Annotated in this window: 25 protein-coding genes; 11 read left to right on the top strand and 14 right to left on the bottom strand. The window is 63.2% G+C overall.

Features of this window, described 5'->3' with window-relative positions; all coding sequences use genetic code 11:
• Positions 1 to 67: 67 nt before the first annotated feature.
• From sucD to YUO_RS0117705, 7 genes are all read right to left on the bottom strand, one after another.
• Positions 68 to 952: a succinate--CoA ligase subunit alpha gene (gene sucD / locus YUO_RS0117735; protein WP_028348499.1), complete on the bottom strand. Its 885-nt coding sequence runs from the start codon at positions 950 to 952 to the stop codon at positions 68 to 70.
• A gap of 39 nt (positions 953 to 991) precedes the next feature.
• Positions 992 to 1468, bottom strand: coding sequence for a DUF1579 family protein (locus YUO_RS0117730; protein ID WP_028348498.1), 477 nt, complete (start codon positions 1466 to 1468; stop codon positions 992 to 994).
• Between the two features lie 2 nt (positions 1469 to 1470).
• Positions 1471 to 2670, bottom strand: a complete 1200-nt coding sequence (sucC, locus tag YUO_RS0117725) for an ADP-forming succinate--CoA ligase subunit beta (RefSeq protein ID WP_028348497.1) — start codon at positions 2668 to 2670, stop codon at positions 1471 to 1473.
• A 132-nt stretch (positions 2671 to 2802) separates the two neighbouring features.
• Positions 2803 to 3771 carry a malate dehydrogenase gene (gene mdh, locus YUO_RS0117720; RefSeq protein WP_028348496.1) on the bottom strand — a complete coding sequence of 323 codons (969 nt, stop codon included), beginning with the start codon at positions 3769 to 3771 and terminating at the stop codon, positions 2803 to 2805.
• A gap of 258 nt (positions 3772 to 4029) precedes the next feature.
• The gene (gene zapE / locus YUO_RS0117715; RefSeq protein WP_028348495.1) at positions 4030 to 5214 is read right to left on the bottom strand and encodes a cell division protein ZapE; all 1185 of its coding nucleotides are present in this window, start codon (positions 5212 to 5214) and stop codon (positions 4030 to 4032) included.
• A 203-nt stretch (positions 5215 to 5417) separates the two neighbouring features.
• The gene (gene thpR / locus YUO_RS0117710; protein WP_028348494.1) at positions 5418 to 5954 is read right to left on the bottom strand and encodes an RNA 2',3'-cyclic phosphodiesterase; all 537 of its coding nucleotides are present in this window, start codon (positions 5952 to 5954) and stop codon (positions 5418 to 5420) included.
• 180 nt (positions 5955 to 6134) lie between these two features.
• Positions 6135 to 6845 carry an arylesterase gene (locus YUO_RS0117705; protein WP_198028048.1) on the bottom strand — a complete coding sequence of 237 codons (711 nt, stop codon included), beginning with the start codon at positions 6843 to 6845 and terminating at the stop codon, positions 6135 to 6137.
• On the opposite strand from YUO_RS0117705, the gene YUO_RS0117700 reads away from it, so the two are divergent.
• From YUO_RS0117700 to YUO_RS0117685, 4 genes are all read left to right on the top strand, one after another.
• Entirely contained in the window at positions 6844 to 7557 is a 714-nt protein-coding gene (locus YUO_RS0117700; RefSeq protein WP_028348492.1) for an ABC transporter ATP-binding protein, read from the top strand. The genes YUO_RS0117705 and YUO_RS0117700 overlap by 2 nt on opposite strands.
• The gene (locus YUO_RS0117695) at positions 7554 to 10124 is read left to right on the top strand and encodes an ABC transporter permease (RefSeq protein WP_028348491.1); all 2571 of its coding nucleotides are present in this window, start codon (positions 7554 to 7556) and stop codon (positions 10122 to 10124) included. The genes YUO_RS0117700 and YUO_RS0117695 overlap by 4 nt, the downstream gene beginning before the upstream one ends.
• Positions 10125 to 10376: 252 nt before the next feature.
• On the top strand, positions 10377 to 11168 hold the full coding sequence (locus YUO_RS0117690) for a Bax inhibitor-1/YccA family protein (protein WP_028348490.1): 792 nt from the start codon (positions 10377 to 10379) through the stop codon (positions 11166 to 11168).
• Positions 11169 to 11331: 163 nt separating this feature from the next.
• Complete coding sequence (locus YUO_RS0117685) at positions 11332 to 11862, top strand: GNAT family N-acetyltransferase (RefSeq protein WP_028348489.1); 531 nt, start codon at positions 11332 to 11334, stop codon at positions 11860 to 11862.
• Positions 11863 to 12150: 288 nt separating this feature from the next.
• Here YUO_RS0117685 and YUO_RS0117680 read toward each other — a convergent pair whose 3' ends face one another.
• The 3 genes from YUO_RS0117680 to acnA all read right to left on the bottom strand — a co-directional run bounded on the left by YUO_RS0117680 (position 12151) and on the right by acnA (position 16584).
• Entirely contained in the window at positions 12151 to 12522 is a 372-nt protein-coding gene (locus YUO_RS0117680) for a DUF2794 domain-containing protein (RefSeq protein WP_028348488.1), read from the bottom strand.
• 421 nt (positions 12523 to 12943) lie between these two features.
• The gene (locus YUO_RS0117675; protein WP_028348487.1) at positions 12944 to 13705 is read right to left on the bottom strand and encodes a DUF1223 domain-containing protein; all 762 of its coding nucleotides are present in this window, start codon (positions 13703 to 13705) and stop codon (positions 12944 to 12946) included.
• 158 nt (positions 13706 to 13863) lie between these two features.
• Entirely contained in the window at positions 13864 to 16584 is a 2721-nt protein-coding gene (gene acnA, locus YUO_RS0117670; protein ID WP_028348486.1) for an aconitate hydratase AcnA, read from the bottom strand.
• A 225-nt stretch (positions 16585 to 16809) separates the two neighbouring features.
• Between acnA and ccmA the strand changes: the two genes are divergently transcribed.
• The 6 genes from ccmA to YUO_RS0117640 all read left to right on the top strand — a co-directional run bounded on the left by ccmA (position 16810) and on the right by YUO_RS0117640 (position 20446).
• Positions 16810 to 17412: a heme ABC exporter ATP-binding protein CcmA gene (gene ccmA, locus YUO_RS0117665; protein ID WP_028348485.1), complete on the top strand. Its 603-nt coding sequence runs from the start codon at positions 16810 to 16812 to the stop codon at positions 17410 to 17412.
• Positions 17413 to 17575: 163 nt separating this feature from the next.
• A complete protein-coding gene (gene ccmB, locus YUO_RS0117660) occupies positions 17576 to 18244 on the top strand; it encodes a heme exporter protein CcmB (protein WP_028348484.1) in 669 nt (222 codons plus the stop codon).
• A gap of 90 nt (positions 18245 to 18334) precedes the next feature.
• On the top strand, positions 18335 to 19066 hold the full coding sequence (locus YUO_RS0117655; RefSeq protein WP_028348483.1) for a heme ABC transporter permease: 732 nt from the start codon (positions 18335 to 18337) through the stop codon (positions 19064 to 19066).
• 1 nt (position 19067) lies between these two features.
• On the top strand, positions 19068 to 19247 hold the full coding sequence (ccmD, locus tag YUO_RS0117650) for a heme exporter protein CcmD (protein WP_028348482.1): 180 nt from the start codon (positions 19068 to 19070) through the stop codon (positions 19245 to 19247).
• Positions 19247 to 19840 (top strand): DsbE family thiol:disulfide interchange protein, encoded by a 594-nt coding sequence (locus YUO_RS0117645; RefSeq protein WP_028348481.1) that lies wholly within the window; start codon positions 19247 to 19249, stop codon positions 19838 to 19840. Before ccmD ends, YUO_RS0117645 begins: the two co-directional genes overlap by 1 nt.
• Positions 19841 to 20086: 246 nt before the next feature.
• Positions 20087 to 20446 carry a ComEA family DNA-binding protein gene (locus tag YUO_RS0117640; RefSeq protein WP_028348480.1) on the top strand — a complete coding sequence of 120 codons (360 nt, stop codon included), beginning with the start codon at positions 20087 to 20089 and terminating at the stop codon, positions 20444 to 20446.
• Positions 20447 to 20633: 187 nt separating this feature from the next.
• On the opposite strand, the gene YUO_RS0117635 is transcribed toward YUO_RS0117640, so the two are convergent.
• On the bottom strand, positions 20634 to 21236 hold the full coding sequence (locus YUO_RS0117635) for a septation protein A (protein WP_028348479.1): 603 nt from the start codon (positions 21234 to 21236) through the stop codon (positions 20634 to 20636).
• The gene (gene ftsY / locus YUO_RS0117630; protein WP_028348478.1) at positions 21236 to 22180 is read right to left on the bottom strand and encodes a signal recognition particle-docking protein FtsY; all 945 of its coding nucleotides are present in this window, start codon (positions 22178 to 22180) and stop codon (positions 21236 to 21238) included. The genes YUO_RS0117635 and ftsY overlap by 1 nt, the downstream gene beginning before the upstream one ends.
• A gap of 151 nt (positions 22181 to 22331) precedes the next feature.
• Between ftsY and YUO_RS0117625 the strand changes: the two genes are divergently transcribed.
• Complete coding sequence (locus YUO_RS0117625; protein WP_028348477.1) at positions 22332 to 23015, top strand: RluA family pseudouridine synthase; 684 nt, start codon at positions 22332 to 22334, stop codon at positions 23013 to 23015.
• Positions 23016 to 23226: 211 nt separating this feature from the next.
• Here the strand turns inward: YUO_RS0117625 and mtaB are convergent, their stop codons facing one another.
• The gene (mtaB, locus tag YUO_RS0117620; RefSeq protein ID WP_028348476.1) at positions 23227 to 24492 is read right to left on the bottom strand and encodes a tRNA (N(6)-L-threonylcarbamoyladenosine(37)-C(2))-methylthiotransferase MtaB; all 1266 of its coding nucleotides are present in this window, start codon (positions 24490 to 24492) and stop codon (positions 23227 to 23229) included.
• Positions 24493 to 24497: 5 nt separating this feature from the next.
• Positions 24498 to 25370 (bottom strand): diaminopimelate epimerase, encoded by an 873-nt coding sequence (gene dapF / locus YUO_RS0117615; protein WP_028348475.1) that lies wholly within the window; start codon positions 25368 to 25370, stop codon positions 24498 to 24500.
• Positions 25371 to 25524 lie beyond the last annotated feature (154 nt).

Genomic DNA, 25524 nt, shown 5'->3' with positions numbered 1-25524 from the left:
CCAGCTCGGTAAGAAGCTTTACCCTATTTAAGACGGATATTCCCGTCTAAAAGGACCAAGAACTGAATTAAGATTTCAATTTTTCGGCAAGGGTATGTCCGAGTCGTGCCGGAGACGGAGACACCGTAATTCCGGCCGCTTCCATGGCCGCCGTCTTGGAGCCGGCGTCGCCCTTGCCGCCGGAAATGATGGCGCCGGCATGGCCCATGCGGCGGCCGGGAGGGGCGGTGACGCCGGCGATGAAGCCAACCATCGGCTTTTTCCGGCCGCGCTTGGCCTCGTCCTTGATAAATTGGGCGGCGTCTTCCTCGGCCGAGCCGCCGATTTCACCGATCATGATGATCGAGGTGGTTTTCTCGTCCTTGAGGAACATCTCCAGCACGTCGATGAACTCGGTACCCTTGACCGGGTCGCCGCCGATGCCGACCGCGGTGGTCTGGCCGAGGCCCTCCTGGGTGGTCTGGAACACGGCCTCATAGGTCAACGTGCCCGAACGGGAAACGATCCCGACGCTGCCCGGTTTGAAGATATTGGCCGGCATGATGCCGATCTTGCATTCGCCCGCGGTCATCACACCCGGGCAGTTCGGCCCGATCAGGCGCGATTTCGATCCCGACAACGAACGCTTCACGCGCACCATGTCCAGCACCGGAATGCCCTCGGTAATGCAGACGATCAGCGGAACCTCCGCATCGATCGCTTCGCAGATCGCGTCTGCCGCACCCGGCGGCGGGACATAGATGACGCTGGCGTCAGCGCCGGTCCTCTCGCGCGCCTCACGAACGGTGTCGAAGACGGGCAAGCCGAGATGGGTCGAGCCGCCTTTGCCCGGCGAGGTGCCGCCGACCATTTTGGTGCCGTACGCGATCGCGGCTTCCGAATGGAACGTGCCGTTCTTGCCGGTGAAACCCTGACAGATGACTTTGGTGTTGCTGTCGATCAGAACGGACATGATTGCGAACGCTTTCTTCGGTGACCGTGAACGAGGGGGTTAATGAATGCGCCGGTACGTGCCGGTGAGCACGTCGGCCCATCCTTCGGCATCAGGCGAGAACTGGATCTTCATGGTGTAGTTGTTGTCGTCGGCGACTTCATAGACGTGGCGCGCATTGCCGCGCAGCGAGCCGCGCACCAGGGTCAGCTTGTTGCCGACCCAGGCGCCGGAGGCAGGTGCCGGCGAATAGTAGCCAAGCGAATCGTGCCAGAATAATTTGTAGGTCCGGTCGTCACGGTCATAGGTGAACACGCCGTGGGTGGCGAAAGTCTCCTTGCCGTCGCGCATCTGGCGGGCATCCTGAATCAGGTAGAACCCGTTAAGATCCATCCGTGCGACCACATGCGAGGTCGCCGGACCGCCCGCGGTCCAGCGCGACGGGTAGACCATTTCCTCGCCCGCCCACTCGCCCGCAAAAACCGCGAGCCGGCGGTGTTCTTCCAGCGGTGTCGGAGCGGCGAGACGGTCAGGCATCGCTAGCCTCCTTTGACGGCTTTCACGATTTTCTGTGCGGCATCGTCGAGATTGTCGGCAGGTACCACGTTGAGGCCGGATTCGCGGATGATCTGCTTGCCGGCGTCGACATTGGTGCCTTCGAGCCGCACCACCAGCGGCACTTTCAGGCCGACTTCCTTCACCGCGGCGACCACGCCCTCAGCAATGATATCGCACTTCATGATGCCGCCGAAGATATTGACCAGGATGCCCTTCACGTTCGGATCGGCAGTGATGATCTTGAACGCCGCCGCCACCTTCTCCTTGCTGGCGCCGCCGCCGACGTCGAGGAAGTTGGCGGGCTCCATGCCGTAGAGCTTGATGATGTCCATGGTCGCCATCGCAAGACCGGCGCCGTTGACCATGCAGCCGATGGTGCCGTCGAGCGTGACGTAGTTGAGATCATACTTCGACGCCTCGACTTCCTTGGCGTCTTCCTCGGTCAAATCGCGCAAGGCCACCGACACTTCGGGATGGCGGAACAGCGCGTTGTCATCGAACGATACCTTGGCATCGAGCACGCGCAGTTCGCCCTGCTTGGTGACGACGAGCGGATTGATCTCCAGCATCGCCATGTCCTTGGCAACGAAGGCCGTGTAGAGCTGCGTCACCAGCTTCTCCGCCTGCTTGGCGAGATCGCCGGTGAGCTTCAGGGCTTTGGCGACCGTGCGGCCGTGATGAGCCATGATGCCGGTTGCCGGATCAACGGAGAAGGTCACGATCTTCTCAGGCGTGTTGTGGGCGACGTCCTCGATATTGACGCCGCCTTCGGTCGAGACCACGAACGCGACTTTAGAAGTTTCACGATCGACCAGGATTGAGAGATAAAACTCCTTGTCGATGTCGGAGCCTTCCTCGATGTAGAGGCGATTGACCTGCTTGCCTTGCGGGCCGGTCTGCACCGTGACCAGCGTCGCCCCCAGCATTTGCTTGGCGAATTCGTTGACCTCGGCGACTGATTTCGCGATGCGGACGCCGCCCTTGTCGCCGGCGGAAGCTTCCTTGAATTTGCCCTTGCCGCGACCGCCGGCATGGATCTGGCTCTTCACCACCCAGATCGGGCCGGGAAGCTGTTTGGCGGCGGCTTCCGAATCCGAGGCCTTCAAGACAGGCGCGCCGCGCGAAATCGGCACGCCGAATTCATGCAGCAGAGCCTTGGCCTGGTATTCGTGGATATTCATTTGGACGCTCCCCAAAATCCCTAGCGGCGAGTTCTACAGTTCACCGGCATTGGTAGTTGGCATACCATATACCAATATTACTGCAACCCTGAAAAAGCTTTCGCCCCAACAAGGGGCGAAAGCCGAATAAAATCAACGACCGAGCAGGTCGGGCGCGATCTTCTTGCAGGCGTCGACCAGACCTTGAACCGCGCCGACCGACTTGTCGAAGGCTTCGCGATCCTTGCCAGCCAGCTCGATCTCGACGATGCGCTCGACGCCCTTCGAACCGATCACGACGGGGACGCCGACATACATGTCCTTTACGCTGTATTCGCCATTGAGATAGGCGGCGCAGGGCAGCACCCGCTTCTTGTCCTTCAGATAGCTCTCGGCCATCGCGATCGCCGAAGCGGCCGGCGCGTAGAATGCCGAACCGGTCTTCAGGAGATTGACGATCTCGGCGCCGCCGTTGCGGGTGCGGTCGACGATCTCGTCGATGCGGGCCTGCGAGGTCCAGCCCATCTTGACCAAATCAGGCAGCGGAATGCCGGCGACCGTGGAGTAGCGCGTCAGCGGCACCATGGTGTCGCCATGGCCGCCGAGCACGAAAGCGGTGACGTCCTCGACCGAGACGTGGAATTCGTCGGCCAGGAAGTAGCGGAACCGCGCGGAGTCGAGCACGCCGGCCATGCCGACCACCTTCTTGTGCGGCAGACCGGAAGCCTTCTGCAGCGCCCACACCATCGCATCCAGCGGGTTGGTGATGCAGATAACGAACGCATCGGGCGCATACTTCTTAATACCGGCGCCGACCTGCTCCATGACTTTGAGGTTGATGCTCAAGAGATCGTCGCGGCTCATGCCGGGCTTGCGCGGCACGCCGGCGGTGACGATGCAGACCTTGGCGCCATCGAGCGCCTCATAGGAATTGGCCCCAGTGAGATGCGCGTCGAAACCGTCGACCGGAGAAGATTGCGCGATGTCGAGCGCTTTACCCTGGGGGACGCCCTCGGCGATGTCGAACATCACGACGTCGCCAAGCTCCTTCAGGCCGACGAGGTGAGCCAGCGTTCCGCCGATCTGACCGGAGCCAATCAAAGCAATCTTGTCGCGCGCCATGGGAAATTTGTCCTTCTGAGACGAAGAGTGAGGGGTGGATCATCAGTCGGATGGCTGGTTATCCCTTTCGAATGGCCGGTTCAAGCCGGGGCATGCCCGATTCTAAGGCCGCGCCTTGAATTCGGTCAGGTATGCCACGACCGTCATCCCCGTCATTGCAAGCGAAGCGAAGCAATCCACCTCTCCACCCGGGGATAGATGGATTGCTTCGTCGCTTTGCTCCTCGCAATGACGGGGAAAGACCAATGACGGAAGAGACTACGTCTCCACCAGCCCGGTGCTCGATCCGCTGGCCGCAGAATCCTTCCGGCCATGCGGGAGCGCCAAATAGGATTCGGAACTCATTTCGATCAGACGCGACGCGGTCCGCTTGAACTCGTTGGCTTCAACGCCCTCGGCAGCGACATACAGCGACACCGGATCGGCCTCGGCCGACGCCATCAGTTTCACTGCATTGTCATAGAGCGTGTCGATCAGCGAGATAAAGCGCTTGGCGGCGTTGCGCTCGGCGTAATCCATCACTGGAATGCGATCGATCAGGATGGTGTGATAATCGTGCGCCAGCCGCAGATAGTCTGACACGGCCAGCGGCTTTTCGCAGATATCGGCAAAGGAAAATCGCGCTACGCCGTGCGCCGAACAGGGCACCCGCAGGACGCGGCCCTTGATCGCAATGTCGCGCGGCTTGCACGGCGCGTTGCCGGTCATCTTGCGCCAGGCGCGGTCGAGCGCGGCGCCAGCTTCATCATCCGGCGGCACCAGCCACATCTTCACGCCGGCCAGTTTTTCCAGCCGGAAATCGGTGCGGGCATCGAGCCGCAGCACGTCCATGCGGTCTTCGATCTGCGAGATGAACGGCAGGAACAGCGCGCGGTTGAGCCCACCCTTGTAGAGGTCTTCGGGGGCGACGTTCGAAGTCGCGACCACGACGGTGCCGAGTTCGAACAGTTTTGAGAACAGCCGCCCCAGGATCATGGCATCGGCGATGTCGGTGACGTGGAATTCGTCGAAGCACAGCAGCCACGCCTCGTCGAAGATCGCGTTGGCCGTCAGCTCGATCACGTCGCTATCTTCGATTTCACCGCGCGCGATATTCTGGCGATAGGCGTAGATCTTCTCATGCGCCTCGGCCATGAATTCGTGGAAATGAGCGCGGCGCTTGCGCTGGACCGGGCACTGCTGAAAGAACAGGTCCATCAGCATGGTCTTGCCGCGGCCGACCTCGCCGTGAATGTAAAGCCCGCGCGGCGGCGGCTCGCTTTTGTCGCCGAACAATCGGCCGAGCAGGCTCAACTTGCGCGCCGGCTTGTAGCTCGACAGCCGCTCCTCAAGTGCGGCAAACGCCTCGGCAGCTTCCGCCTGCGCGGGATCGGCCTCGATCGCGCCGGAGGAAACCAGGGCCTGATAGTGTGCGCGGAACGAGGTGGGGTCAGTCGACAGCATGGCCCCTTTCGGCCTCAAGCGTGCGAAAATTGCAAGCCGTGAATTGGTGCTGGGGGTATGCAAACACAGCCCGTCATGCCCGCGAAAGCGCGTATCCAGTACGCTGTGGCTTCTCGGTTCTATCCGAAGCGTCTCTGGTATACCGGATCATCCGCTTTCGCTTTCGCGGATGATGACAGCGGAAAGGCGGCCAGCGTCTGCCCTCACGCGCTCAGCGCATAGGAATCCTCGACCACATAAGGCCCACCGCCGGTGGAAGCGCGCGAGGAAAACAACACGAAGCGCGAAGCCCAGAACGTGCGGCTCGGGAAATAGCCGCGCACCGAGAGATAATCGGCAACGTCCTGGCTGGAGGCGTCATGCAGCCGCGCCAGCGTCACATGGGGAATGAATTTGCGCCCCTCGGGATCGAGCCCAAGCCGCTGCATCAGCCGTTCGAGTTCGGCCTGCAGCTCGATCAGCGGCCTGCTCGGCTCGACGGAAGCGACCACTGCGCGCGGTTTCTTGCCGCCAAAGCTCTGCAGGCCCTGCACCTTGACCTCGAACGGCTTGCGGTTGACCCGAAACAGCATCGAGGCGATTTCATTCGCCGACATGCCGTCGATATCGCCGATGAAGCGCAAGGTGACGTGATAATTTTCGGGATCGATCCAGCGTGCGCCAGGAAGGCCGCCACGCAAATTGGAAAGGCTCTGGCCGATCTCGGCCGGAATTTCCAGTCCAGCAAACAAACGCGGCATCGCATGACTCCCGATGCTTGGGCATGACCTTGAAAAGGACCATGTCCTGTAACAGCGCCCGGTGACGAATCACCGATAGTTATTTTCTATCCGACTTATGTGACTCTGCGAAGCACGCGGGGCGCGCACTCCGCAATGCTACGGGAAAACCTTGGGGTAACCTCATTCGTTGCTGCTTTTTCAACTCCGCTGCCCGGATATCGTGCCGATAAATGCCTCAACCATGGGCAGAATATTCTTGACGATGATATCGACCCCCTCGGCGGTCGGATGAATTCCGTCGGCCTGGTTGAGCTTGGCCTCGGCGGCAACCCCTTCCAGGAAGAACGGGTAGAGCGGAACGCCGAAGGATTTGGCAAGCTCGGGATAGATCGCGTTGAAGCGCTGGGCGTACTCGCTGCCGTAATTGGGCGGCGCAAGCATGCCACACAAAAGAACCGCGATCTTGCGCGCCTTCAGCCGGGCCAGGATATCGCTCAGTGCCGCGCGGGTGACGGCCGGGTCGATCCCGCGGAGCGCATCGTTGGCGCCGAGTTCGAGAATCACCGCCTCGGTTCCCTCCGGGATCGACCAGTCCAGCCGGTCGCGGCCGCCGGATGTGGTATCGCCGGACACCCCGGCGTTGACCATATCGACCTTTATCCCCTTGTCGCTTAACGCTTTTTGCAGGCGGGCGGGGAACGCCGCCGGCGCAGACAGGCCGAGGCCAGCGCTCAAGGAATCACCGAGGACGACCATTTTAACCGGTTTATCGGATGCAGTGGCCGGGGCTTGAGTCTGGACCAAAACCGGCCCGGCCGTCATCAAAGCCACAATCAACACGCGTATGTGCGCAAACATCCGTTTCAAGCCCTCGACCCGAGCGGTGGAAGTGCCATATGACCGAGCCATGGACAGTCTCATCGAACCCTCTTCACTGACCGGCGTCGGGCCGGACACCATTTCCATCTCCAACGTCAACCTCTCGCTCGGCACAGGCGCCGCCCGCGTTCATATCCTGAAAGATATCAGCCTTCGTGTGGCATCCGGCGAGGCGATCGGCCTGATCGGGCCGTCAGGTTCGGGCAAATCGACCTTGCTGATGGTGATGGCGGGGTTGGAACGTCCTGACAGCGGAGAGGTGGTAGTCAACGGCACGCCGTTCAATGCCCTCGACGAGGATGCGCTGGCCCGCTTCCGCGGCCGCCAGGTCGGCATCGTGTTCCAGTCGTTTCACCTGATCCCGACCATGACGGCGCTGGAAAACGTGTCCGTGCCGCTGGAGCTTGCCGGTAGTCCCGACGCGGCGGAGCGCGCGGCGAAGGAATTGGCGTCGGTCGGCCTCGGCGAGCGCCTGCATCATTACCCGACTCAATTGTCGGGTGGCGAACAGCAGCGCGTGGCGCTGGCTCGCGCCCTGGCACCTGATCCCGCCATTCTGGTCGCAGACGAGCCGACCGGCAATCTCGATGAAACCACCGGCAAGCAGATCGTCGACATGCTGTTCACCAAACATGCCGAGCGCGGCATGACGCTGGTGCTGGTGACGCACGACAGTTCGCTGGCGCAGCGCTGCGACCGGGTGGTGCGGCTGCGCTCGGGCCGAATCGATGGGCACTCATGACGGCGATTTCCGAACCGGTCTACAAGAGCCGCGCATCCTCGCTGGCGCTGCGCTACGCGCTTCGCGAATTGCGCGGCGGCCTGCGTGGCTTTTACGTCTTCATCGCGTGCATCGCGCTCGGCGTCATGGCAATTGCCGGCGTCGGCTCGGTGGCGGCCAGCCTTAGCGAGGGTCTGACCCGCGAGGGCCGAACATTGCTCGGCGGCGATGTCGCATTCTCGCTGATCCAGCGCGAAGCCAAGCCGGAGGAACTCGCCTTCCTGCGCGCGCGGGGCCAGGTGTCGGTTGCGGCCGCGCTGCGGGTGATGGCCCGCGCCAGCGACGGCAAGCTGGCGCTGGTCGAGCTCAAGGCGGTCGACGGCAACTATCCGATGCTCGGACAGTTGACGCTTGATCCCCAGATGCCGATGTCGGATCTGCTGGCCGAACGCGATGGCGCGTTCGGCGCGGCGGTCGATTCCACCCTGCTGGCGCGGCTCGATCTCAAGCTCGGCGACCGCATCGGCATCGGCAACGCCACGGTCCAGATTCGCAGCGTGGTTGGCGCCGAGCCGGACAAGCTCGCCGGCAATGTCGGCCTGGGCCCGCGCGTATTGGTCAGCGAGCAGAGCCTGCGCGCCAGCGGATTGCTGCAGCCGGGCAGCCTGGTGCGCTGGATGTACCGGGTAAAATTGCCGGACAATGCGGCCGACGAACGCGCCGCTGCCCAGTTGGTCAGCAGCGCCCGAAGTGCCTTGCCGGAAGCCGGCTGGTGGATCCGCAGCCGCGACAATGCCTCGCCGCAGCTCGAACGCACCATCAACCGCTTCACCCAATTCCTGACGCTGGTTGGCCTCGCGGCCCTACTGGTCGGCGGCGTCGGCGTCGCCAACGCCGTCAAGAGCCATATCGATCGCCGCCGCGACGTCATTGCATCGTTCAAGGCGCTTGGCGCCACCGGGCGCGACGTCTTCACCATCTACCTGACGCAGGTGATCGTGCTCGCCGGGATCGGCTCGATGATCGGGCTTGCCGCCGGCGCGGCCTTGCCGTTTGTCATCGTCGGCCTGTTCGGCAAGCTACTGCCGCTGCCGGTGATCCCTGCTCTGCACGCCGACGAGCTGGCGCTGTCGTTCCTCTACGGCCTGCTCACTGCGCTCGCCTTCGGGCTGTGGCCGCTCGGCCGGGTCCATGATGTCCCGGTCGCGGCATTGTTCCGCGAAGAGGTCGCCCGCGAATGGCACCGACCGCGCTGGAGCTATCTCGCGCTGATGGCCGTGGTGATCGTACTCCTGGTCACGGTCGCGATCGGGCTGGCCTATGACAAGCGGGTCGCCGCCGTGTTCGTCGTCGCTTCGGTTGCGGTGTTTGCGCTGTTGCGCGGCGTCGCCGCCGGCCTGATGGCGCTGGCGCGGCGCCTGCCGCGGTCCAGCATCACCATGCTGCGGCTGGCAATCGCCAATATCTACCGGCCCGGCGCGCTGACGCCGTCGGTTGTGATGTCGCTCGGGCTTGGGCTCGCGGTCCTCGTCACCATTACCCAGATCGACGGCAATCTGCGCCGGCAGTTCCTGGCCGCGCTGCCGGAGCGCGCGCCCTCGTTCTACTTCATCGACATTCCGACCGCCGACGCCGACCGCTTCGGCGCCTTCCTCAAGCAGATCGCGCCGCAATCTACCGTCGACGACGTGCCGATGCTGCGCGGACGCATCGTTGCCGCCCGCGGCGTCAAGGCGGACGAACTCAAGCCGTCGCAGGATACCGAATGGGTGCTGCAGAGCGACCGCGGCCTGACCTATACCGGCGAAGTTCCAAAAGGCTCGAAGGTGGTCGAAGGCGAGTGGTGGAGTGCGGACTATAAAGGGCCGCCGCTGGTCTCGCTGGAGAAGAAGATCGCCGACGGGCTGAAGCTCAAGATCGGCGACGACATCGTCGTCAACGTACTCGGCCGCGACATCGCGGCCAAAATCAGCAATCTGCGCAACGTCGACTGGCAGGGGCTCGGCATCAATTTCGTGCTGGTGTTCTCACCCAACGCCTTCAAGGGCGCGCCGCACAGTCATGTCGCGACCCTATCCGAGGTCCACCCCGACCCCGCAGGCGACGCCCGAATCATCAAGCAGGTGGCGGACGCCTTTCCGATGGTGACCAGCGTTCGGGTCCGCGAAGCGCTCGAGACCGTCGGCACCGTCGTCACCAACCTCGTGCTAGCCATCCGCGGCGCCAGCGCGGTGACGCTGATCTCGGCGATCCTGGTGCTCGGCGGCGCGCTCGCCGCCGGCCATCGCCACCGGGTCTATGACGCGGTCATCCTCAAGACGCTCGGCGCAACCCGGGTGCGTCTGCTCGGGGCCTATGCGCTCGAGTACCTCATGATCGGCCTCGCGACGGCCATATTCGGCGTGATCGCGGGCTCGATCGCGGCGTGGCTGATCGTGACCAGGCTGATGACGCTCAGCTTCATCTGGCAGGCCGGCAGCGCGGCCGGGGTGGTCGCAGCCGCCCTGATTGTCACGGTGGGGCTGGGGCTCGCCGGCACGTTGTTGGCCCTGAACCAAAAGCCGGCCAGCGTGTTACGGAATTTGTGACAATTTGTAGCGGCAGAAGGCGGGGTTAATACTGCTTTTACCCGGAAATGGCTGGCAGAAGCGACATTCAGCCGCGCGTGGAAGCTTGCATCGAATGTGTTAGTTTCCCACATACCAGCCAAGATCAGTTGGCCGGGTTGATGACGTAATATTCGTAGTATTAACGTCGGCAGATCGGGACATCTGAGATAGAAATCTAACTGGCGCCGCAAACCCCTTGCGCTCCGCCGGGCAACCAACGGGAATTCGACCATGTCGGACCTAGACCGTAACTACGTATCTCCTTTCGGCCGGGCTGCCGGACGCGTTGACGCCGCGGCCGTCGATGCCGGTCTGCGCGCCTACATGCTGCGCATCTACAACTACATGAGCATCGGCCTGGCGATCACCGGCCTTGCGGCGCTCGGCGTCTACATGGCCGCGGTGACGACCGACCAGGCCGGGGCCGCTGCCAGGTTCGGCAACGCCTACCTGACGCAGTTCGGCTACGCGATGTATGTCAGCCCGCTGAAGTGGCTGTTCATCCTCGCGCCGCTGGCGATGGTGTTCGCGATCTCGGCCGGCATCAACCGGCTGCGGCCCGCGACCGCCCAGATGCTGTTCTGGGTGTTCTCGGCGCTGATGGGCATTTCGCTGTCGTCGATCTTCCTGGTGTATACGCACACCTCGATCGTTCGGGTGTTCTTCATCACCGCGGCGACCTTCGGTGCGCTCAGCCTTTATGGCTACACCACCAAGCGTGACATGAGCGGCATGGGGTCGTTCCTGTTCATGGGTCTGATCGGCGTCATCATCGCGAGCCTGGTCAACCTGTTCCTGGCGAGCTCGATGCTGCAGTTCATCGTCTCGGTGGTCGGCGTGCTGGTGTTCGCGGGCCTCACCGCCTGGGATACCCAGCGGCTGAAGAACGAGTACATCTACGGCTACGCTTCGGGAGGTGCTGACGTTGAAGAGCGTGCGGCGATTACCGGCGCACTGTCGCTCTACCTGAACTTCATCAACCTGTTCACGCTGCTCCTGCAGCTCCTCGGCCAGCGCGACTAAGCGCTGCCGATCAGGTTCAAGAGTTAAAGCCCCGGCCTCGCGGCCGGGGCTTTTGTTTTGTCGCTTCGATCTTCCCCTCTCCTCTTGTGGGAGAAGGAAAGATCGCCCGCATTGACGGCAAACGGGAACTTCCTTTCTGCGAAAAAGATTCTAATCTCTTGCCATGTCCGCTGCCGAAATCCGGCCCGCCACCGAGGCCGACCTCCCCGCCATCACCGAGATCTACGAGCACGCGGTGCGCTACGGCACCGCCACGTTCGAACTCGTCCCGCCCGACCTCGCCGAAATGACCCGGCGATTCAGGACGCTGTCGGATGGCGGCTTTCCCTATTTGGTCGCCGCCGTCGAAGGCCAGGTGATCGGATACGCCTATGCCGGCCCCTACCGGCCACGGCCGGCCTACCGCTTCACGGTGGAGAATTCGGTCTATTTGAAACCGGCCACGCACCGGCGCGGCATCGGCCTGCAACTGATGCAGCGGCTGATCGCCGAATGCGAGGCGCGCGGCTACCGGCAGATGATCGCGGTCATCGGCGACTCCGCCAATGCCGGCTCGATCGGCGTTCACACCAAATGCGGCTTCCAGATGATCGGGACGCATCGCAATGTCGGCCTCAAGTTCGGCCGCTGGCTGGACACGGTCATGATGCAGCGCGCGCTCGGCGAAGGCGGCACGACGGTCCCCGCTTCGTAGAGCGTTTTCCAGCGAAGTGGACACCGGTTCGCGTCAAGAAAACGCGTCAAAACAAAACCTAGAGCCCGGTTCTGATTCAATCAGAACCGAAAGGCTCTAGTCTGGATAACGCGTGGTGCCTCTTTCGCGGTACACCGGCAGGGCCAGACTCAAAATCGCGAAAACAACCCCATGCAAAGTAGTTCTGTAGGGTGGGCGAAGCGAAGCGTGCCCACCACTGGGGTAGAGTCCAGGGAGAGATGGTGGGCACGGCGCGATCGCGCCTTTGCCCACCCTACAGCGGCCCGCCTACACCACCGCCAGCTTGCGGTCGATCACCAGCAGCACGCGTTCGAGCTCGTGGCCGCGGCGCAGGATCAGTCCGGTCGCCGAGATCACGCTGTACATGCCCTGCTTGCGCGCGAGCCGCGGATCTTTCTCGATGCGGTAGATCGGAACTTCGGAAGCGCGGCGGAATACGGAGAACACCGCGCGGTCTTTCAGAAAGTCGATGGCATAGTCGCGCCACTCGCCGTCGGCGACCATGCGCCCATACAGATTGAGGATACGGTTGAGTTCGAGACGATTGAACGTGATGCGATTCGGCGGCGTGCTCGCAGTGGCGACGCGCGCCACTGCGCGGCTATCGCTCGGATCGGTGTCCTCCGATATCAGGGTCATGGAGCGCCTCCTGTCATCCAATTTACATGATTGCGCTAACCGCGGGGCGCCGCAAGGGGGTGTAAATGTGAAGGAAACTGCGGCGGATGGCCCGATATCCCAGGAAATATCGATTCACGGGATCGTTAGCGGAATCTTATTGCTGCCCTACTTCCGCCAACCGTCCGCCCCGCTAAATTGCGAAAAGAAAATCCTGCGTTGGCCCGGTCCTTTCGGTTCCGGATTCCTCAGCCCCCAGCCCCCCGGGGCCGTCGGGATCGGGCCTGTTCGCAGGAGGGAGTTAATCCCGATACTGGGCCAACGAAAGTTGGTCCTTTTTCGTTTGGGGGACTGTTCTCGCGGATGTCACGCGCGGCTCAAACTTTGCCGATTGCGCGACGCTAATTCCGAGACAAAGTTAGGCCCGGTAGCCCGAAGCCAATCAGCGCAGCGCCGTCATGGCGGCGCCGAGCATCGCGCCCGGCTTGTCGCGACTGCCGTCCTGGACATAGACGACCGCGGCGTCCACGCCGTCGCGGGAAATATTTTCAAGCGGAATGGTCCAGCTTCCCGAACCGCCGTTCCAATCGCCAACCTTCACGAGGTTGCGCACCACGTTGTAGTAGGTGATCTGCTGGCCGCGATTCTCGCCGCGCCCGATCGAGATCGGCACCGCCTTCGAGACCGAGCAGATCCAGACTTCGCCCCGGCCCGCCGTCGGCACCTTGCTCGCCTCTACCGAGATACTGAGCAGCTTGCCCGACAACGTCATCTTAACCGGCACCGACATCACGCCTTCAGTCTTGCTGGTATTCTTGATGGCGCTTTCGATTGCGGCGCGATCGCTGCCGATCACCTGCGCCGAGCCGTTGACGATCATCTGCGGCGTGTAGAGGTTACGATCGCCACGCACATGCGAATAGGCCTTCTGACGCGCGCTGAAACGCGAGTCCGCCAGCGTGTCCTTCCAGCCAAGATAGTCCCAATAGTCGATCGGCATGCTCAGCGCGATGATGGACGGATCCTTGGCGAGCTCGCCGACGATCTGGTCGGCCGGCGGGCACGACGAACAACCTTGCGAGGTGAACAATTCGACCACGGTGCGCGGATCGGCATGAGCCGGACGGATGATGGCGATGATCGCGCAGACGCCGAGCGCACCAGACCATCGCGATATGCAGTTGTAGGCCATCATCGCTGTCATCGTGCGAACCGGGCGTAGCGTTTTCCATCCGTAATTGTACGGGGCATGATTTAATATCCCAAAGGTGTGCCCCAGACGCACGAAAGCGGCCCTGTCATAGGCCGCCTTCTCTTTGCTCGCTACTCACTTCGAAGTGAGGCACCGATCACAAATCCGCGTTAAGCCGCGAGTTTGCGCAGCACGTAATGCAGAATGCCGCCGTTTCGGTAGTACTCGAGCTCATCGAGGGTATCGATGCGGCAGAGCAGCGGCACGCGCTGCAGCGAACCGTCGCCGGACACGATCTCGGCCGTCAGGGTCTGGCGCGGCTTCAAATCACCCTGGAGCCCGCGAATCGTCACCGTCTCGTCGCCCTTGAGGCCGAGCGATGTCCACGACGTGCCGTCTTCGAAGGTCAGCGGCAACACGCCCATGCCGACCAGGTTGGAGCGATGGATGCGCTCGAAGCTCTGGCAGATCACGGCGCGGACGCCGAGCAGACGGGTGCCTTTCGCCGCCCAATCGCGCGAGGAGCCGTTGCCGTATTCGGCGCCCGCGAACACCACCAGCGGCACGCTTTCCTGCTGATACTTCATTGCCGCGTCGTAGATCGACATCTGCTCGCCGTCGGGCCAGTGCTTGGTTAGTCCGCCCTCCGGAATATTGCCGTCAGCGCCCTTCAGCATGAAATTCTTGATGCGGATGTTGGCGAAGGTGCCGCGCATCATGATCTCGTGGTTGCCGCGCCGCGTGCCGTACTGGTTGAAGTCGGCGGGTCGCACCTGGTGCTCGCTGAGGAATTTTCCAGCCGGCGAAGTCAGCTTGATCGAGCCGGCCGGCGAGATGTGATCGGTGGTGATCTTGTCGCCGAACATCGCCAGGATCCGCGCGTCGACCACGTCCGAGATCGGATCGGGCTGCTTCTTCATGCCTTCGAAATAGGGCGGGTTCTGCACATAGGTCGAGCTCATGTTCCAGCGATAGGTCTCGCTCTCGACCGTCTTGATCTTGCGCCAGTTGGTGTCGCCCTTGAACACGTCGGCGTAGCGCTTCTTGAAGATCGTGGCTGTCACGAATTTCTTCATGAAAGCATTGATCTCCTTGGTGGTCGGCCAGATGTCCTTCAGATACACCGGCTTGCCGTCCTTGCCGGTGCCGATCGGCTCGACCGCGAGGTCCTTGGTCACCGTGCCCGCCAGCGCATAGGCGACGACCAGCGGCGGTGACGCCAGGTAGTTTGCCTGCACGTCCGGGCTGACGCGGCCCTCAAAATTGCGGTTGCCGGACAGCACGGCCGCGGCAACGATGCCGTTGTCGTTGATCGACTTCGAAATGTCCTCCGGCAGCGGGCCCGAATTGCCGATGCAGGTGGTGCAGCCGAAGCCGACCAGGTTGAAGCCGACCTTATCGAGATCCTTCTGCAGGCCGGAATTGGCCAGATATTCCGCAACCACCTGGCTGCCCGGAGCGAGCGAGGTCTTCACCCACGGCTTGGCCGTCAGCCCCTTGGCGGCGGCGTTGCGCGCCAGCAGGCCCGCGCCGATCAGCACGCTCGGGTTGGAGGTGTTGGTGCAGGAAGTGATCGCGGCGATCACCACGTCGCCATGGCCGAGATCGAAATCCCGGCCTTCGACCGGATAGCGGCTCGCAGCCGCATCAGGCTTCTTGTACTCGCTGGTGAGCGCGGTCGCGAAGCCGGTGGAAACCGCCGGCAGCGCAACACGGCCTTCGGGGCGTTTCGGGCCCGCCATCGACGGCACGACGTCCTTGAGGTCGAGCGTCAGGGTTTCCGTGAACACCGGGTCGGCCGATTTCGCCGTGCGGAACAGGCCCTGCGCCTTGGCGTAGGCCGCCACCAGCGCGACGCGGTCGGCCTTGCGGCCCGAGGTCTTGAGATAATCGATGGTCGCGGCATCGACCGGGAAGAAACCGCAGGTGGCGCCGTATTCCGGCGCCATATTGCCGATCGTCGCCTTGTCCGCCACCGAGAGATAGTCGAGGCCAGGGCCGAAGAACTCGACGAATTTGCCGACCACGCCCTGCTTGCGCAGCATCTGCGTGACCGTCAGCACCAGGTCGGTTGCTGTGACGCCTTCCTTGAGCTGGCCCTTGAGCTTGAAGCCGACGACTTCCGGCAGCAGCATCGACAGCGGCTGGCCGAGCATGCAGGCTTCCGCCTCGATGCCGCCGACGCCCCAGCCGAGCACGGCAAGGCCGTTGACCATGGTCGTGTGCGAATCGGTACCAACAAGCGAATCCGGGTAGGCGACCTCGAAGGTGCCGGTCTTCTTGCCGACCGTCATCTTCTCCTTCTTGGTCCACACCGTCTGCGCGAGATATTCGAGATTGACCTGGTGGCAGATGCCGGTGCCGGGCGGCACGACCGAGAAATTCGAGAACGCCTTCTGGCCCCATTTCAGGAATTCGTAGCGTTCCTGGTTCTGCTTGTATTCCTCGACGACGTTCTTGCCGAACGCCTTGTTGTCACCGAAAAAGTTGACGATGACCGAGTGGTCGATGACGAGATCGACCGGCACCAGCGGGTTGATCTTCTCGGCATCGCCGCCGAGCGCCTGCATCGCGTTACGCATCGCGGCGAGATCGACCACCGCCGGCACGCCGGTGAAATCCTGCATCAACACGCGTGCCGGGCGGAACGCGACCTCGTGCTCGAGCTTGCGCTTACGGAGCCATTTCGAAACCGCGACGATGTCAGCCTTCTTGACCGTGCGGTCGTCCTCGTTGCGCAGCAGGTTTTCGAGCAGCACCTTCATCGAATAAGGCAGCTTGGAAATTCCCTTCAGACCGTTCTTCTCGGCGGCGGGCAGGCTGTAATAAACATAGGTCTTGCTGCCGACCTTGAGGGTCTTGCGGCATTTGAAGCTGTCGAGCGAGGTCATGTCAGGAAATCCCAAATTCTAGTTATACCCGGCAAGGGTATTTTAACACCGTCAGCGGAAGGCTGGCTTCTTGGCTTGCAGCCGCCGATTGTGTGCTGCATCAAGTTCCGGGCTTATAGAATCTTTCTAGAAGCGCCGCCACAGCGACAAACGTGCTGCAGCAATGCGGTACCCACAAATTCTGACGCGGTACCCATCAATTTCAGAGGGCTGTGACGAAGCAAAATGCGGCTCTCGGGAAGCCAGATCAGTTGTGTCAGAGGCGGCCGAGAGGTGTTCTCGGGCCTCGATTTCGAGGCCGCTTGCGGCGAAGCGCTGGCGGTGGTCGGCCCGAACGGCTCGGGCAAGACCTCGCTGCTGCGCCTGATTGCGGGTCTCCTGGTGCCGGCGGGCGGGTCGATCGGCCTGGAAGGCGGCGAGGCGGAGCTGACCTTGCCTGAGCAATCCCACTATCTGGGCCACCGCGATGCGCTGAAGCCTGCGTTGAGCGTTGCGGAAAACCTGTCGTTCTGGCGCGATTTTCTGGGTGGGGCGACCGGCAACGTCAGCGAGTGCCTCACTGCTGTGGGGCTCGGCCACGCCACTTATCTGCCGGCGGCATTCCTCTCGGCCGGCCAGCGGCGGCGGCTGTCGATCGCGCGGCTGCTGGTGGTGCGACGGCCGGTCTGGCTGTTGGACGAGCCGACCTCGGCGCTCGACACCGCCGGACAGAAATTATTCGTGGGCGTGATGCGCGAGCACCTGGCCAGCGGCGGCATCATTGTTGCGGCGACACACACTCCGCTCGGCATTGAGGCGCGGGAACTGCGGATGGGGGGCGGGAAGTGATGGTGCATTTCTCTCTCGGTTGGGCCCCGCGCAACAAGCGCATCCATCAAACACCTTTTCCGGGGCTACCCCTCTCCCCCGCCCTCCCCCGCAAGGGGGGAGGGAGCGAGCTGCACCCACGCCTCCAGTGGAGTGCACAAAGCACTCGCTTGGGGCGCCTCGCATGACCGCCCTCGCCGCACTGATTCGCCGGGACATTAAGATCGCACTGCGCGTCGGCGGCGGGGCGCTGATCGGCGTGCTGTTCTTCCTCACCGTCACGGTGCTGATGCCGTTTGCCATCGGGCCCGATCTGCCACTATTGGCCCGGCTCGGCCCCGCCATACTCTGGCTCGGCGCGCTGTTGGCCAGCCTGCTCACGCTCGATCGGCTGTTCACGGCCGATCATGAGGACGGCTCGCTCGACGTGATCGTGATGGGCCGGACACCGTTGGAACTCGCGTGTGCCGCGAAAGCGCTGGCGCATTGGCTCGCGGCCGGCGTGCCGCTGATCGCGGCGACGCCCGTGCTCGGGCTGTTGCTCAACCTCGACGCCGCGGCGACCTCGGCGGTGGCGCTGACCATGCTGGTGGGGACGCCGGCGCTGACGTTCACGGGCATGATCGGCGCGGCGCTCGCCGTGACATTGCACCGCGGGGGCCTGTTGCTCGCGGTACTGGTGCTGCCGCTATCGATCCCGGTGCTGATCTTCGGCGTTGCTGCCTCGCAAGCCGCCATTACCGGCCCGCTATCGTTTGGAACTCCGTTTTCGATCCTTTGCGCGCTCTCGCTGGTTAGTTTCGTGGTCGGACCGTTTGCCGCCGCGGCCAGCCTGCGGCACGGTCTGGACTGAACTCGTTGACACCGATCAACTCTGGCGGAGGGGATGTGAAACAAACCATGCCGCATTGCCTGCTCCGCCGCTGACGACTATCAGGATGCCATGACGCTGATCGACCTCGCCAATCCCTCGAAATTTCTCGCGCTGACGGCGCGCGCGCTGCCGTGGCTTGCGGGCGCGACAGCGATCCTTTTGCTGGTCGGTTGCTATCAGGCGGCGATGGCCCCCGACGATTACCAGCAGGGCGCCACCGTGAAGATCATGTTCATTCACGTGCCGAACGCGTGGCTTTCGATGTTCGTCTGGGGCGTCATGAGCGTCGCCGCGCTGGGCACGCTGGTATGGCGGCATCCGCTCGCCGACGTCGCGGCCAAGGCCGCCGCGCCGATCGGAGCGGCGTTCACGTTTCTGGCGCTGGTCACGGGTTCACTGTGGGGGCGGCCGATGTGGGGCACCTATTGGGAATGGGACGCGCGACTCACATCGGTGCTGGTCCTGTTCCTGATGTATCTCGGTCTGATGGCGCTATGGCGTGCGGTCGAGGACCCGTCGCGGGCGGCACGGGCCGCCGCCGTGCTGACGCTGGTCGGCGCGATCAACCTGCCGATCATCAAGTTCTCGGTCGACTGGTGGAATACCCTGCATCAACCGTCATCGGTGCTGCGGATGGGCGGACCTTCGCTCGACAAGGCGTTCCTGATTCCATTGCTCGTGATGGCGGTCGGTTTCTCGCTGCTGTTCATGACGCTGCACCTGGCGGCGATGCGCAACGAGATCCTGCGCCGCCGCGTACGCAGCTTGCAGATGATGCAAGCCAGCCAGCAGGCGGCATGACGTGACCTCGCTCGGACCCTATGCCTCGTTTATCGTGACCTCTTACGCGCTGGTCGCGGCGACCGTGCTGATCCTGATCGGCTGGATCGCGCTCGACTATCGCCATCAGAAGGAGCGCCTGCGTGAACTCGAGGCCTCTGGCGTAACCCGGCGCTCCGGCCGCCAGGCGACGGAGATTTGATGCGCGCGCCTGCAACATCCGATCAACCGCGCAGCCGGCGCTGGGTGGTGGCGCTGCCGCTGATCGGCTTTCTGGCGGTCGCCGGACTGTTTCTGTTGCGGCTTTACGGCGGTGACCCCTCCAGGATCCCTTCCGCCCTGATCGGCCGCCCGGCGCCGCAAACCACGTTGCCCGCGCTGGAGGGCCTCGTCCACAACGGGACGCCCGTCCCCGGCCTCGATCCGGCCGTGTTCAAGGGCAAGGTCTCCGTCGTCAATGTCTGGGCGTCCTGGTGCGTGCCATGCCACGATGAGGCGCCGCTGTTGACCGCGCTGGCAAGCGACACGCGGCTGCAGATCGTCGGCATCAACTACAAGGATTCTCCCGACAACGCCCGCCGCTTCCTCGGCCGCTACGGCAATCCGTTCACCGTAGTCGGCGTCGACGGCAACGGCCGCGGCTCGATCGAATGGGGCGTCTATGGCGTGCCCGAAACCTTCGTGGTCGGCCGCGACGGCACCATCCGCTACAAGCTGGTCGGGCCGGTGACGCCGGCCAATCTCGATAGCGTGCTGAAAGTCGAAATCGAGAAGGCGTTGAAGGCGGGAAGTTGAACACGGTCCTCATCCTGAGGAGCCGCCAACGGGTCGCGCGAATGCGCGCCCGATGACAGGCTCCGCGGCGTCTCGAAGGATAGCCACGGGCCTCATGGTTCGAGACGCGCGAAGACGCGCTCCTCACCATGAGGGTCAAATAATCTCCCGCTTTTATCTATCGTTCATTTCGCGGCCATGGCGCCGCCATGAATTCGCAGCTAGCTTTGGTGCGTTACCTGAACCGTCCTTGGGAGGGACACCCATATGCGTCATTTCACGCTCGCTTCTCTTCTCGCCACTACGCTCGCGCTGGGCACGCTGACGGCAACGCCGTCGATGGCCCAGACCGCGCAGCCCCCGGCCAAGTCCGACAGCAAGATGGCTCCCGCGCCAAAGGCCTCGGAGTCGAAGATGGCACCGGCGCCGAAGGCCGAGCTGCTGGACATCAATTCCGCGACCGCCGAGCAGCTCGATGCGCTGCCGGGCGTCGGGAAGGCCTATTCGGAGAAGATCATCAAGGGCCGCCCGTACAAGGGCAAGGACGAGCTGGTGCAGAAGAGCATCGTCCCGCAGGCGACCTACGACAAGATCAAGGACAAGATCATCGCCAAGCAGAAGAGCTGAGGCCGCTTACTAACCTCTCCCCGTTCTTGACGGGGAGAGGTCGAAATTCGCGCGAAGCGGGAATTTCGGGTGAGGGGCCGAGGAGGCGCTTGCCACAACCGATAGTCCTTACGACGAGAGACCCCTCACCCCGACCCTCTCCCCGCAAGTGCGGGGCGAGGGAGCATAGCCGAACAAGCGGCCCACCCTACCCCTTGCTCACATCCCCGGCTTCCGCTTCGCTGACCTCCAGCGAAGCCGGTTCCAGATGATAGCGCTTGATCAGCGGCATCTGTGTTACGGCAAACAGCATCGTCAGCGGCACCATGCCGAAGACCTTGAAGGTAACCCAGAAGTCGGTGCTTTGCGTGCGCCAGATGATCTCGTTCAGCACCGCCATCGCGAAGAACCATAACGCCCAGCGCGCGGTCAGGATGCGCCAGCCGTGCGGGGTGAGATTGAACATCTGGTCGAACATGATGGCGATGAAGGAGCGGCCGAACAGCAAGCCGCCACCGAGAATAGCGGCGAACAGCGTGTAGACGATCGTCGGCTTCATCTTGATGAAGGTCTCGTCATGCAGGATCAGCGTCAGCGCGCCGAACACGACGACGACGACCGCAGTGACGATCGCCATCATGGGCACATGCCGCGTCACCATGTAAGACGCGACCATCGCAGCCACCACCGCCACCATGAATGCGCCGGTGGCGACGAACAGGTTCGACTTGGCATTGGCGACGAAGAAGATGAGCAAGGGACCGAGTTCGGTCGCAAGCTTGAACAGCGGATGCGGTACTTTCTTGTCCATTACTCGATTCCTGCAATCGCGTTCGCAAAGTCCCGCGCGGTGAAAGGCGCGAGATCATCGATGCCTTCGCCGACGCCGATGAAGTGCACCGGCAGTTTGAATTTCTCCGCCAGCGCCACCAGAATGCCGCCGCGCGCAGTGCCGTCGAGTTTCGTCATCACAAGCCCGGTGACGCCAGCGGTACGATGAAACGCTTCGACCTGCGACAGCGCATTTTGTCCCACCGTCGCATCGAGCACGAGCAGGACCGCATGCGGCGCCGACGCGTCGACCTTCTTGAGGACGCGAACGACCTTCTCCAGCTCATTCATCAGTTCGGCCTTGTTCTGCAGCCGTCCCGCCGTATCGACCAGCAGCACATCGAGCTTTTGTTCCTTCGCCGCGCTCAGCGCGTTGAAGGCGAGGCTCGCTGAATCCGAACCCTGCGCGCCCGCAACGACCGGCGATTTGGTACGCTCGCCCCACACCTTGAGCTGTTCGATTGCGGCGGCACGAAACGTATCGCCCGCTGCCAGCATCACCTTGCGGCCCTCGGCGCTCAGTTTCGCGGCAAGCTTGCCGATGGTGGTGGTCTTGCCGGAGCCGTTGACGCCGACCACGAGAATGACGAAAGGCTTTTGCGCCGCGTCGATCTCCAGCGGCTTCGCCACCGGCGCCAACACCTTCTCGACCTCCGTCGCGACAACCGTCTTCACTTCGTCGGCGGAAATCGCCTTGTCATACCGGCCGGCGCCGACGGCATCCGCGATCCGCACCGCGACCGCGGTGCCGAGATCGGCGCGCAGCAGCACATCCTCGATATCGTCGAGCATGGCGCGGTCGAGCTTGCGCTTGGTGACGAGGTCGGCGACGGCCGACCCAAGCGAACTCGAAGTCCGCTTCAGGCCGCTCGAAAGCCGCCGCCACCAGCTCAGTTTGGGGGTTCCAGGAGTGGTATCGCTCATGTCGGGGACGTGTTAGCGGTTTCGCGCCATGAGCGGAAGTCACAACAAATCCTTTGCTGTTCCCGGACCATCCCTTGATGTACCCGGGCCATCCCTTGATGTGCCCGGGACGGCCTTTGATGTTCCCAGGACATCGATCGACGTCCAGGGATTGACGGGAGACGAAATCCTGGCCCGCGTGCTCCATCGCGACGGGCTGATGCTGGTCATCGACAAACCGGCCGGCCTGCCGGTGCATCGTGGCCCCAAGGGGGGCGCCAATCTGGAGGCTTCCTTCGATGCCTTGCGATTCGGCCTGCCGCGCCCGCCGGTGCTGGCCCACCGGCTCGACAAGGACACCTCCGGCTGTCTCGTGCTGGGACGCCACCGCAAGGCCACTGCCTCGCTCGGCCTCTTGTTCAAGCACGGCAAGGTCGGAAAGACCTATTGGGCCGTGGTCGAAGGCGGACCTGCCGAAGATGAAGGCACCATCGACATGCCGCTCGGACGGCTGAACGCCGAGCGCGGCTGGTGGCAGAAGCCGGACCCGGAGGGCCAGAAAGCCACCACCACCTGGAAAGTGCTCGGCCGCAGCGACGGTCTCGCCTGGCTGGCGCTGGAACCCCTCACCGGCCGCACCCACCAATTGCGCGTGCACACCTCAGCGATGGGCTGGCCGATCGTCGGCGACAATATCTACGGCAATGGTCCGCGCTTCGGCGAACCGATCCTGCACCTGCATTCCCGCGAGATCGTGGTTCCGATCTCGAAGAACAAGGAGCCGGTGCGGGTGGTCGCGCCGGCGCCGGAGCATATGCGGGAACGGCTCAGGGCGTGTGGGTGGAACGGGGAGTAGCTGGGAGCGTGCTTACTTCCCTTCTCCCCTTGTGAGAGAAGGTGGCATAGGCGGCCGTCGGCCGCCGTACTTAGAAGGACGCCGATGCTTTGCATCGGCTATGGACGCGCAGCGGCAGCGAGACGGATGAGGGGTCTGTCTCCGCGGAAATAACCCCTCATCCGGCGCTGCGCGCCACCTTCTCCCACAAGGGGAGAAGGGAAGAGGCGGTTCACACCGTCAGCCGCGCAGCATCATGGCCCTTCACCGTCAGCGCCCGAACCTCTCCCGGCTTTTCGCCTGATATCGCAACCGGCAGAAAATGCTCGGTGCGACCCTGTTTGTCGCTCTCGATCAAAACCTGGCGCGTCGCGCCGACCTCTGCCGCCAAGCGTCGCTGCAATGCGGCCTCGCCCATCGCGCGCAACCGCTTCGCCCGCGCCTTGATCGCCTCGCCCGCCACCTGCGGCATCCGTGCGGCCGGCGTACCCGGGCGCTTGGAGTAAGGAAACACGTGCAGGAAGGTGAGATCGCACTCCTCCACCAGGTCCTGCGAGCGCGCGAACATTTCTTCCGTCTCGGTCGGAAAGCCCGCGATGATATCGGCGCCGAGCGTAATGTCCGGACGTAGCCGCCGCACCTGCGCGCAGAACTCGATCGCATCCTGCCGCGAATGCCGCCGCTTCATCCGCTTCAAAATGAGATCGTCGCCGGATTGCAGCGACAAATGCAGATGCGGCATCAGCCGCTCATCCTCGGCAATGACGTCGAGCAGATCGCGGTCGGCCTCGATGGAATCGATCGACGAAATCCGCAGGCGCTTCAACTCCGGCACGTGACGCAAAATCTGCTTTGTCAGTTGCCCGAGCTTCGGCGCCCCCGGCAGATCGGCGCCGTAGCTCGTCAGGTCCACGCCTGTGAGCACGATCTCGGCATGACCGCGTTCGGTGAGCGCCCGCACCTGATCCACCACCGCTCCCATCGGCACCGAGCGCGAATTGCCGCGGCCATAGGGGATGATGCAGAAGGTGCAGCGATGGTCGCAGCCGTTTTGCACCTGCACGAACACGCGCGGCAAGCCGGCCTTGAACCCGTCAAGCAGATGCGGCGCCATCTCCTTGACCGCCATGATGTCGGCGACCGCGATCTTTTCGCTTGTCCCGACTCCAAGGCCCAGATCGAACGCCGCGCGCGCATCGCGCCAGGCTTCGCCCCGCATCTTGTCGTCATTGCCGACAACGCGATCGACCTCGGCCATTTCGGCAAACATTTCTGCTTGCGTCTGCGCCGCGCAGCCGGTGACGACGATGCGCACATCCGGCCGTTCGCGCTTCAGCCGGCGGATCGATTGCCGCGCCTGCGCCACGGCCTCATTGGTGACCGCGCAGCTATTGATGACGACGGTATCGGAAAGCCCGGCGCGCTCCGCCTCGCGGGCGATCACCTCGGATTCGAAGGCGTTGAGGCGGCAGCCGAACGTGAGGACGTCGACGCTCATGGCGCTCAGGCGACGTTGGCGAACAGCGCGGGATCGAAGCGGCCTTCATACTCGAAATCGGCCGTCCCCGTCATCAGCACGTGGTCGTCGCGCTCGCGCCATTCGATGGCAAGCTTGCCGCCGGGCAGCGTGATCTCGACCGAGCGATTGGCGCGCTTCAGCCGGGCGGCGGCGACCGCGGTTGCGCAAGCGGCCGAGCCGCAGGCCTTGGTCAAGCCGACGCCACGCTCCCAGGTGCGGATCGTGATGTGATCGCGATCGACGATATGGGCGAGCGTGATGTTGGCGCGCTCCGGAAAGATCGGGTGGTTTTCCAATAGCGGCCCGAAGCGCTCGAGGTCATGCGCATTCACATCGTCGACCCAGAAGATCGCATGCGGATTGCCCATCGAGACCACCGACGGCGAATGCAGCACCGGCGCATCGATCGGCCCGACCTGCAATTCGATGTAGCGGGTGTCGCGAAATTCTTCCGCCAGCGGAATGTCCTGCCAGCCGAACTTCGGCGCCCCCATGTCGACGGTGTAGAGGTCGGGCGCCGGGCCCTGCCAGCAATTCAACAGCCCTGCGCGGGTCTCAAACGTCACGGCGGTTTGGCCGGTCTTCTCGAACAGGTGGCGCACCACGCAGCGCATGCCGTTGCCGCAGGCGCCCGCTTCCGAGCCGTCATTGTTGTAGATGCGGATGAAAGCCTCGGTGCCCTGTAGCCGCGGCGGCTGCAATACCATCAACTGGTCATAGGGCACGCCCGCGGGCGAAGCGACCGCACGCGCCTCTTCGGCCGTCACGGCTGCCTTGGAATCGCGCAGGTCGACCACGACGATTTCGTTGCCGATGCCGTTCATTTTGGCAAATGCGTGGTTGGCCAGCGCGCTCATGGAATTTCCCAATTTATGCCTGCCTTATATGGCGAATGATGGCGCGTTGACCAGTGCAGGGGCCTGTGACGCATCTGTCATGGGACGAAAACGGCCCTTGCGTGTTAGGAATAGCGCCCATCCTGGCGGGCGCGGACCCGGAACATGCCGCCGC

Origin of the sequence: Bradyrhizobium murdochi (assembly GCF_000472965.1) — a bacterium.
Classification (GTDB): Bacteria; Pseudomonadota; Alphaproteobacteria; order Rhizobiales; family Xanthobacteraceae; genus Bradyrhizobium; species Bradyrhizobium murdochi.
Note: the sequence above shows the minus strand (reverse complement) of the source record. Positions and strands in the feature narration are given on the sequence as shown.

Bases quoted from the DNA above. Each gene is read 5' to 3' on its own strand.
- sucD (WP_028348499.1), bottom strand. From the start codon at position 952: ATGTCCGTTCTGATCGACAGCAACACCAAAGTCATCTGTCAGGGTTTC.
- YUO_RS0117730 (WP_028348498.1), bottom strand. From the start codon at position 1,468: ATGCCTGACCGTCTCGCCGCTCCGACACCGCTGGAAGAACACCGCCGG.
- sucC (WP_028348497.1), bottom strand. From the start codon at position 2,670: ATGAATATCCACGAATACCAGGCCAAGGCTCTGCTGCATGAATTCGGC.
- mdh (WP_028348496.1), bottom strand. From the start codon at position 3,771: ATGGCGCGCGACAAGATTGCTTTGATTGGCTCCGGTCAGATCGGCGGA.
- zapE (WP_028348495.1), bottom strand. From the start codon at position 5,214: ATGCTGTCGACTGACCCCACCTCGTTCCGCGCACACTATCAGGCCCTG.
- thpR (WP_028348494.1), bottom strand. From the start codon at position 5,954: ATGCCGCGTTTGTTTGCTGGACTGGAAATTCCGGCCGAGATCGGCCAG.
- YUO_RS0117700 (WP_028348492.1), top strand. From the start codon at position 6,844: ATGGACAGTCTCATCGAACCCTCTTCACTGACCGGCGTCGGGCCGGAC.
- YUO_RS0117705 (WP_198028048.1), bottom strand. From the start codon at position 6,845: ATGGCTCGGTCATATGGCACTTCCACCGCTCGGGTCGAGGGCTTGAAA.
- YUO_RS0117695 (WP_028348491.1), top strand. From the start codon at position 7,554: ATGACGGCGATTTCCGAACCGGTCTACAAGAGCCGCGCATCCTCGCTG.
- YUO_RS0117690 (WP_028348490.1), top strand. From the start codon at position 10,377: ATGTCGGACCTAGACCGTAACTACGTATCTCCTTTCGGCCGGGCTGCC.
- YUO_RS0117685 (WP_028348489.1), top strand. From the start codon at position 11,332: ATGTCCGCTGCCGAAATCCGGCCCGCCACCGAGGCCGACCTCCCCGCC.
- YUO_RS0117680 (WP_028348488.1), bottom strand. From the start codon at position 12,522: ATGACCCTGATATCGGAGGACACCGATCCGAGCGATAGCCGCGCAGTG.
- YUO_RS0117675 (WP_028348487.1), bottom strand. From the start codon at position 13,705: ATGACAGCGATGATGGCCTACAACTGCATATCGCGATGGTCTGGTGCG.
- acnA (WP_028348486.1), bottom strand. From the start codon at position 16,584: ATGACCTCGCTCGACAGCTTCAAATGCCGCAAGACCCTCAAGGTCGGC.
- ccmA (WP_028348485.1), top strand. From the start codon at position 16,810: ATGCGGCTCTCGGGAAGCCAGATCAGTTGTGTCAGAGGCGGCCGAGAG.
- ccmB (WP_028348484.1), top strand. From the start codon at position 17,576: ATGACCGCCCTCGCCGCACTGATTCGCCGGGACATTAAGATCGCACTG.
- YUO_RS0117655 (WP_028348483.1), top strand. From the start codon at position 18,335: ATGACGCTGATCGACCTCGCCAATCCCTCGAAATTTCTCGCGCTGACG.
- YUO_RS0117645 (WP_028348481.1), top strand. From the start codon at position 19,247: ATGCGCGCGCCTGCAACATCCGATCAACCGCGCAGCCGGCGCTGGGTG.
- YUO_RS0117640 (WP_028348480.1), top strand. From the start codon at position 20,087: ATGCGTCATTTCACGCTCGCTTCTCTTCTCGCCACTACGCTCGCGCTG.
- YUO_RS0117635 (WP_028348479.1), bottom strand. From the start codon at position 21,236: ATGGACAAGAAAGTACCGCATCCGCTGTTCAAGCTTGCGACCGAACTC.
- ftsY (WP_028348478.1), bottom strand. From the start codon at position 22,180: ATGAGCGATACCACTCCTGGAACCCCCAAACTGAGCTGGTGGCGGCGG.
- mtaB (WP_028348476.1), bottom strand. From the start codon at position 24,492: ATGAGCGTCGACGTCCTCACGTTCGGCTGCCGCCTCAACGCCTTCGAA.
- dapF (WP_028348475.1), bottom strand. From the start codon at position 25,370: ATGAGCGCGCTGGCCAACCACGCATTTGCCAAAATGAACGGCATCGGC.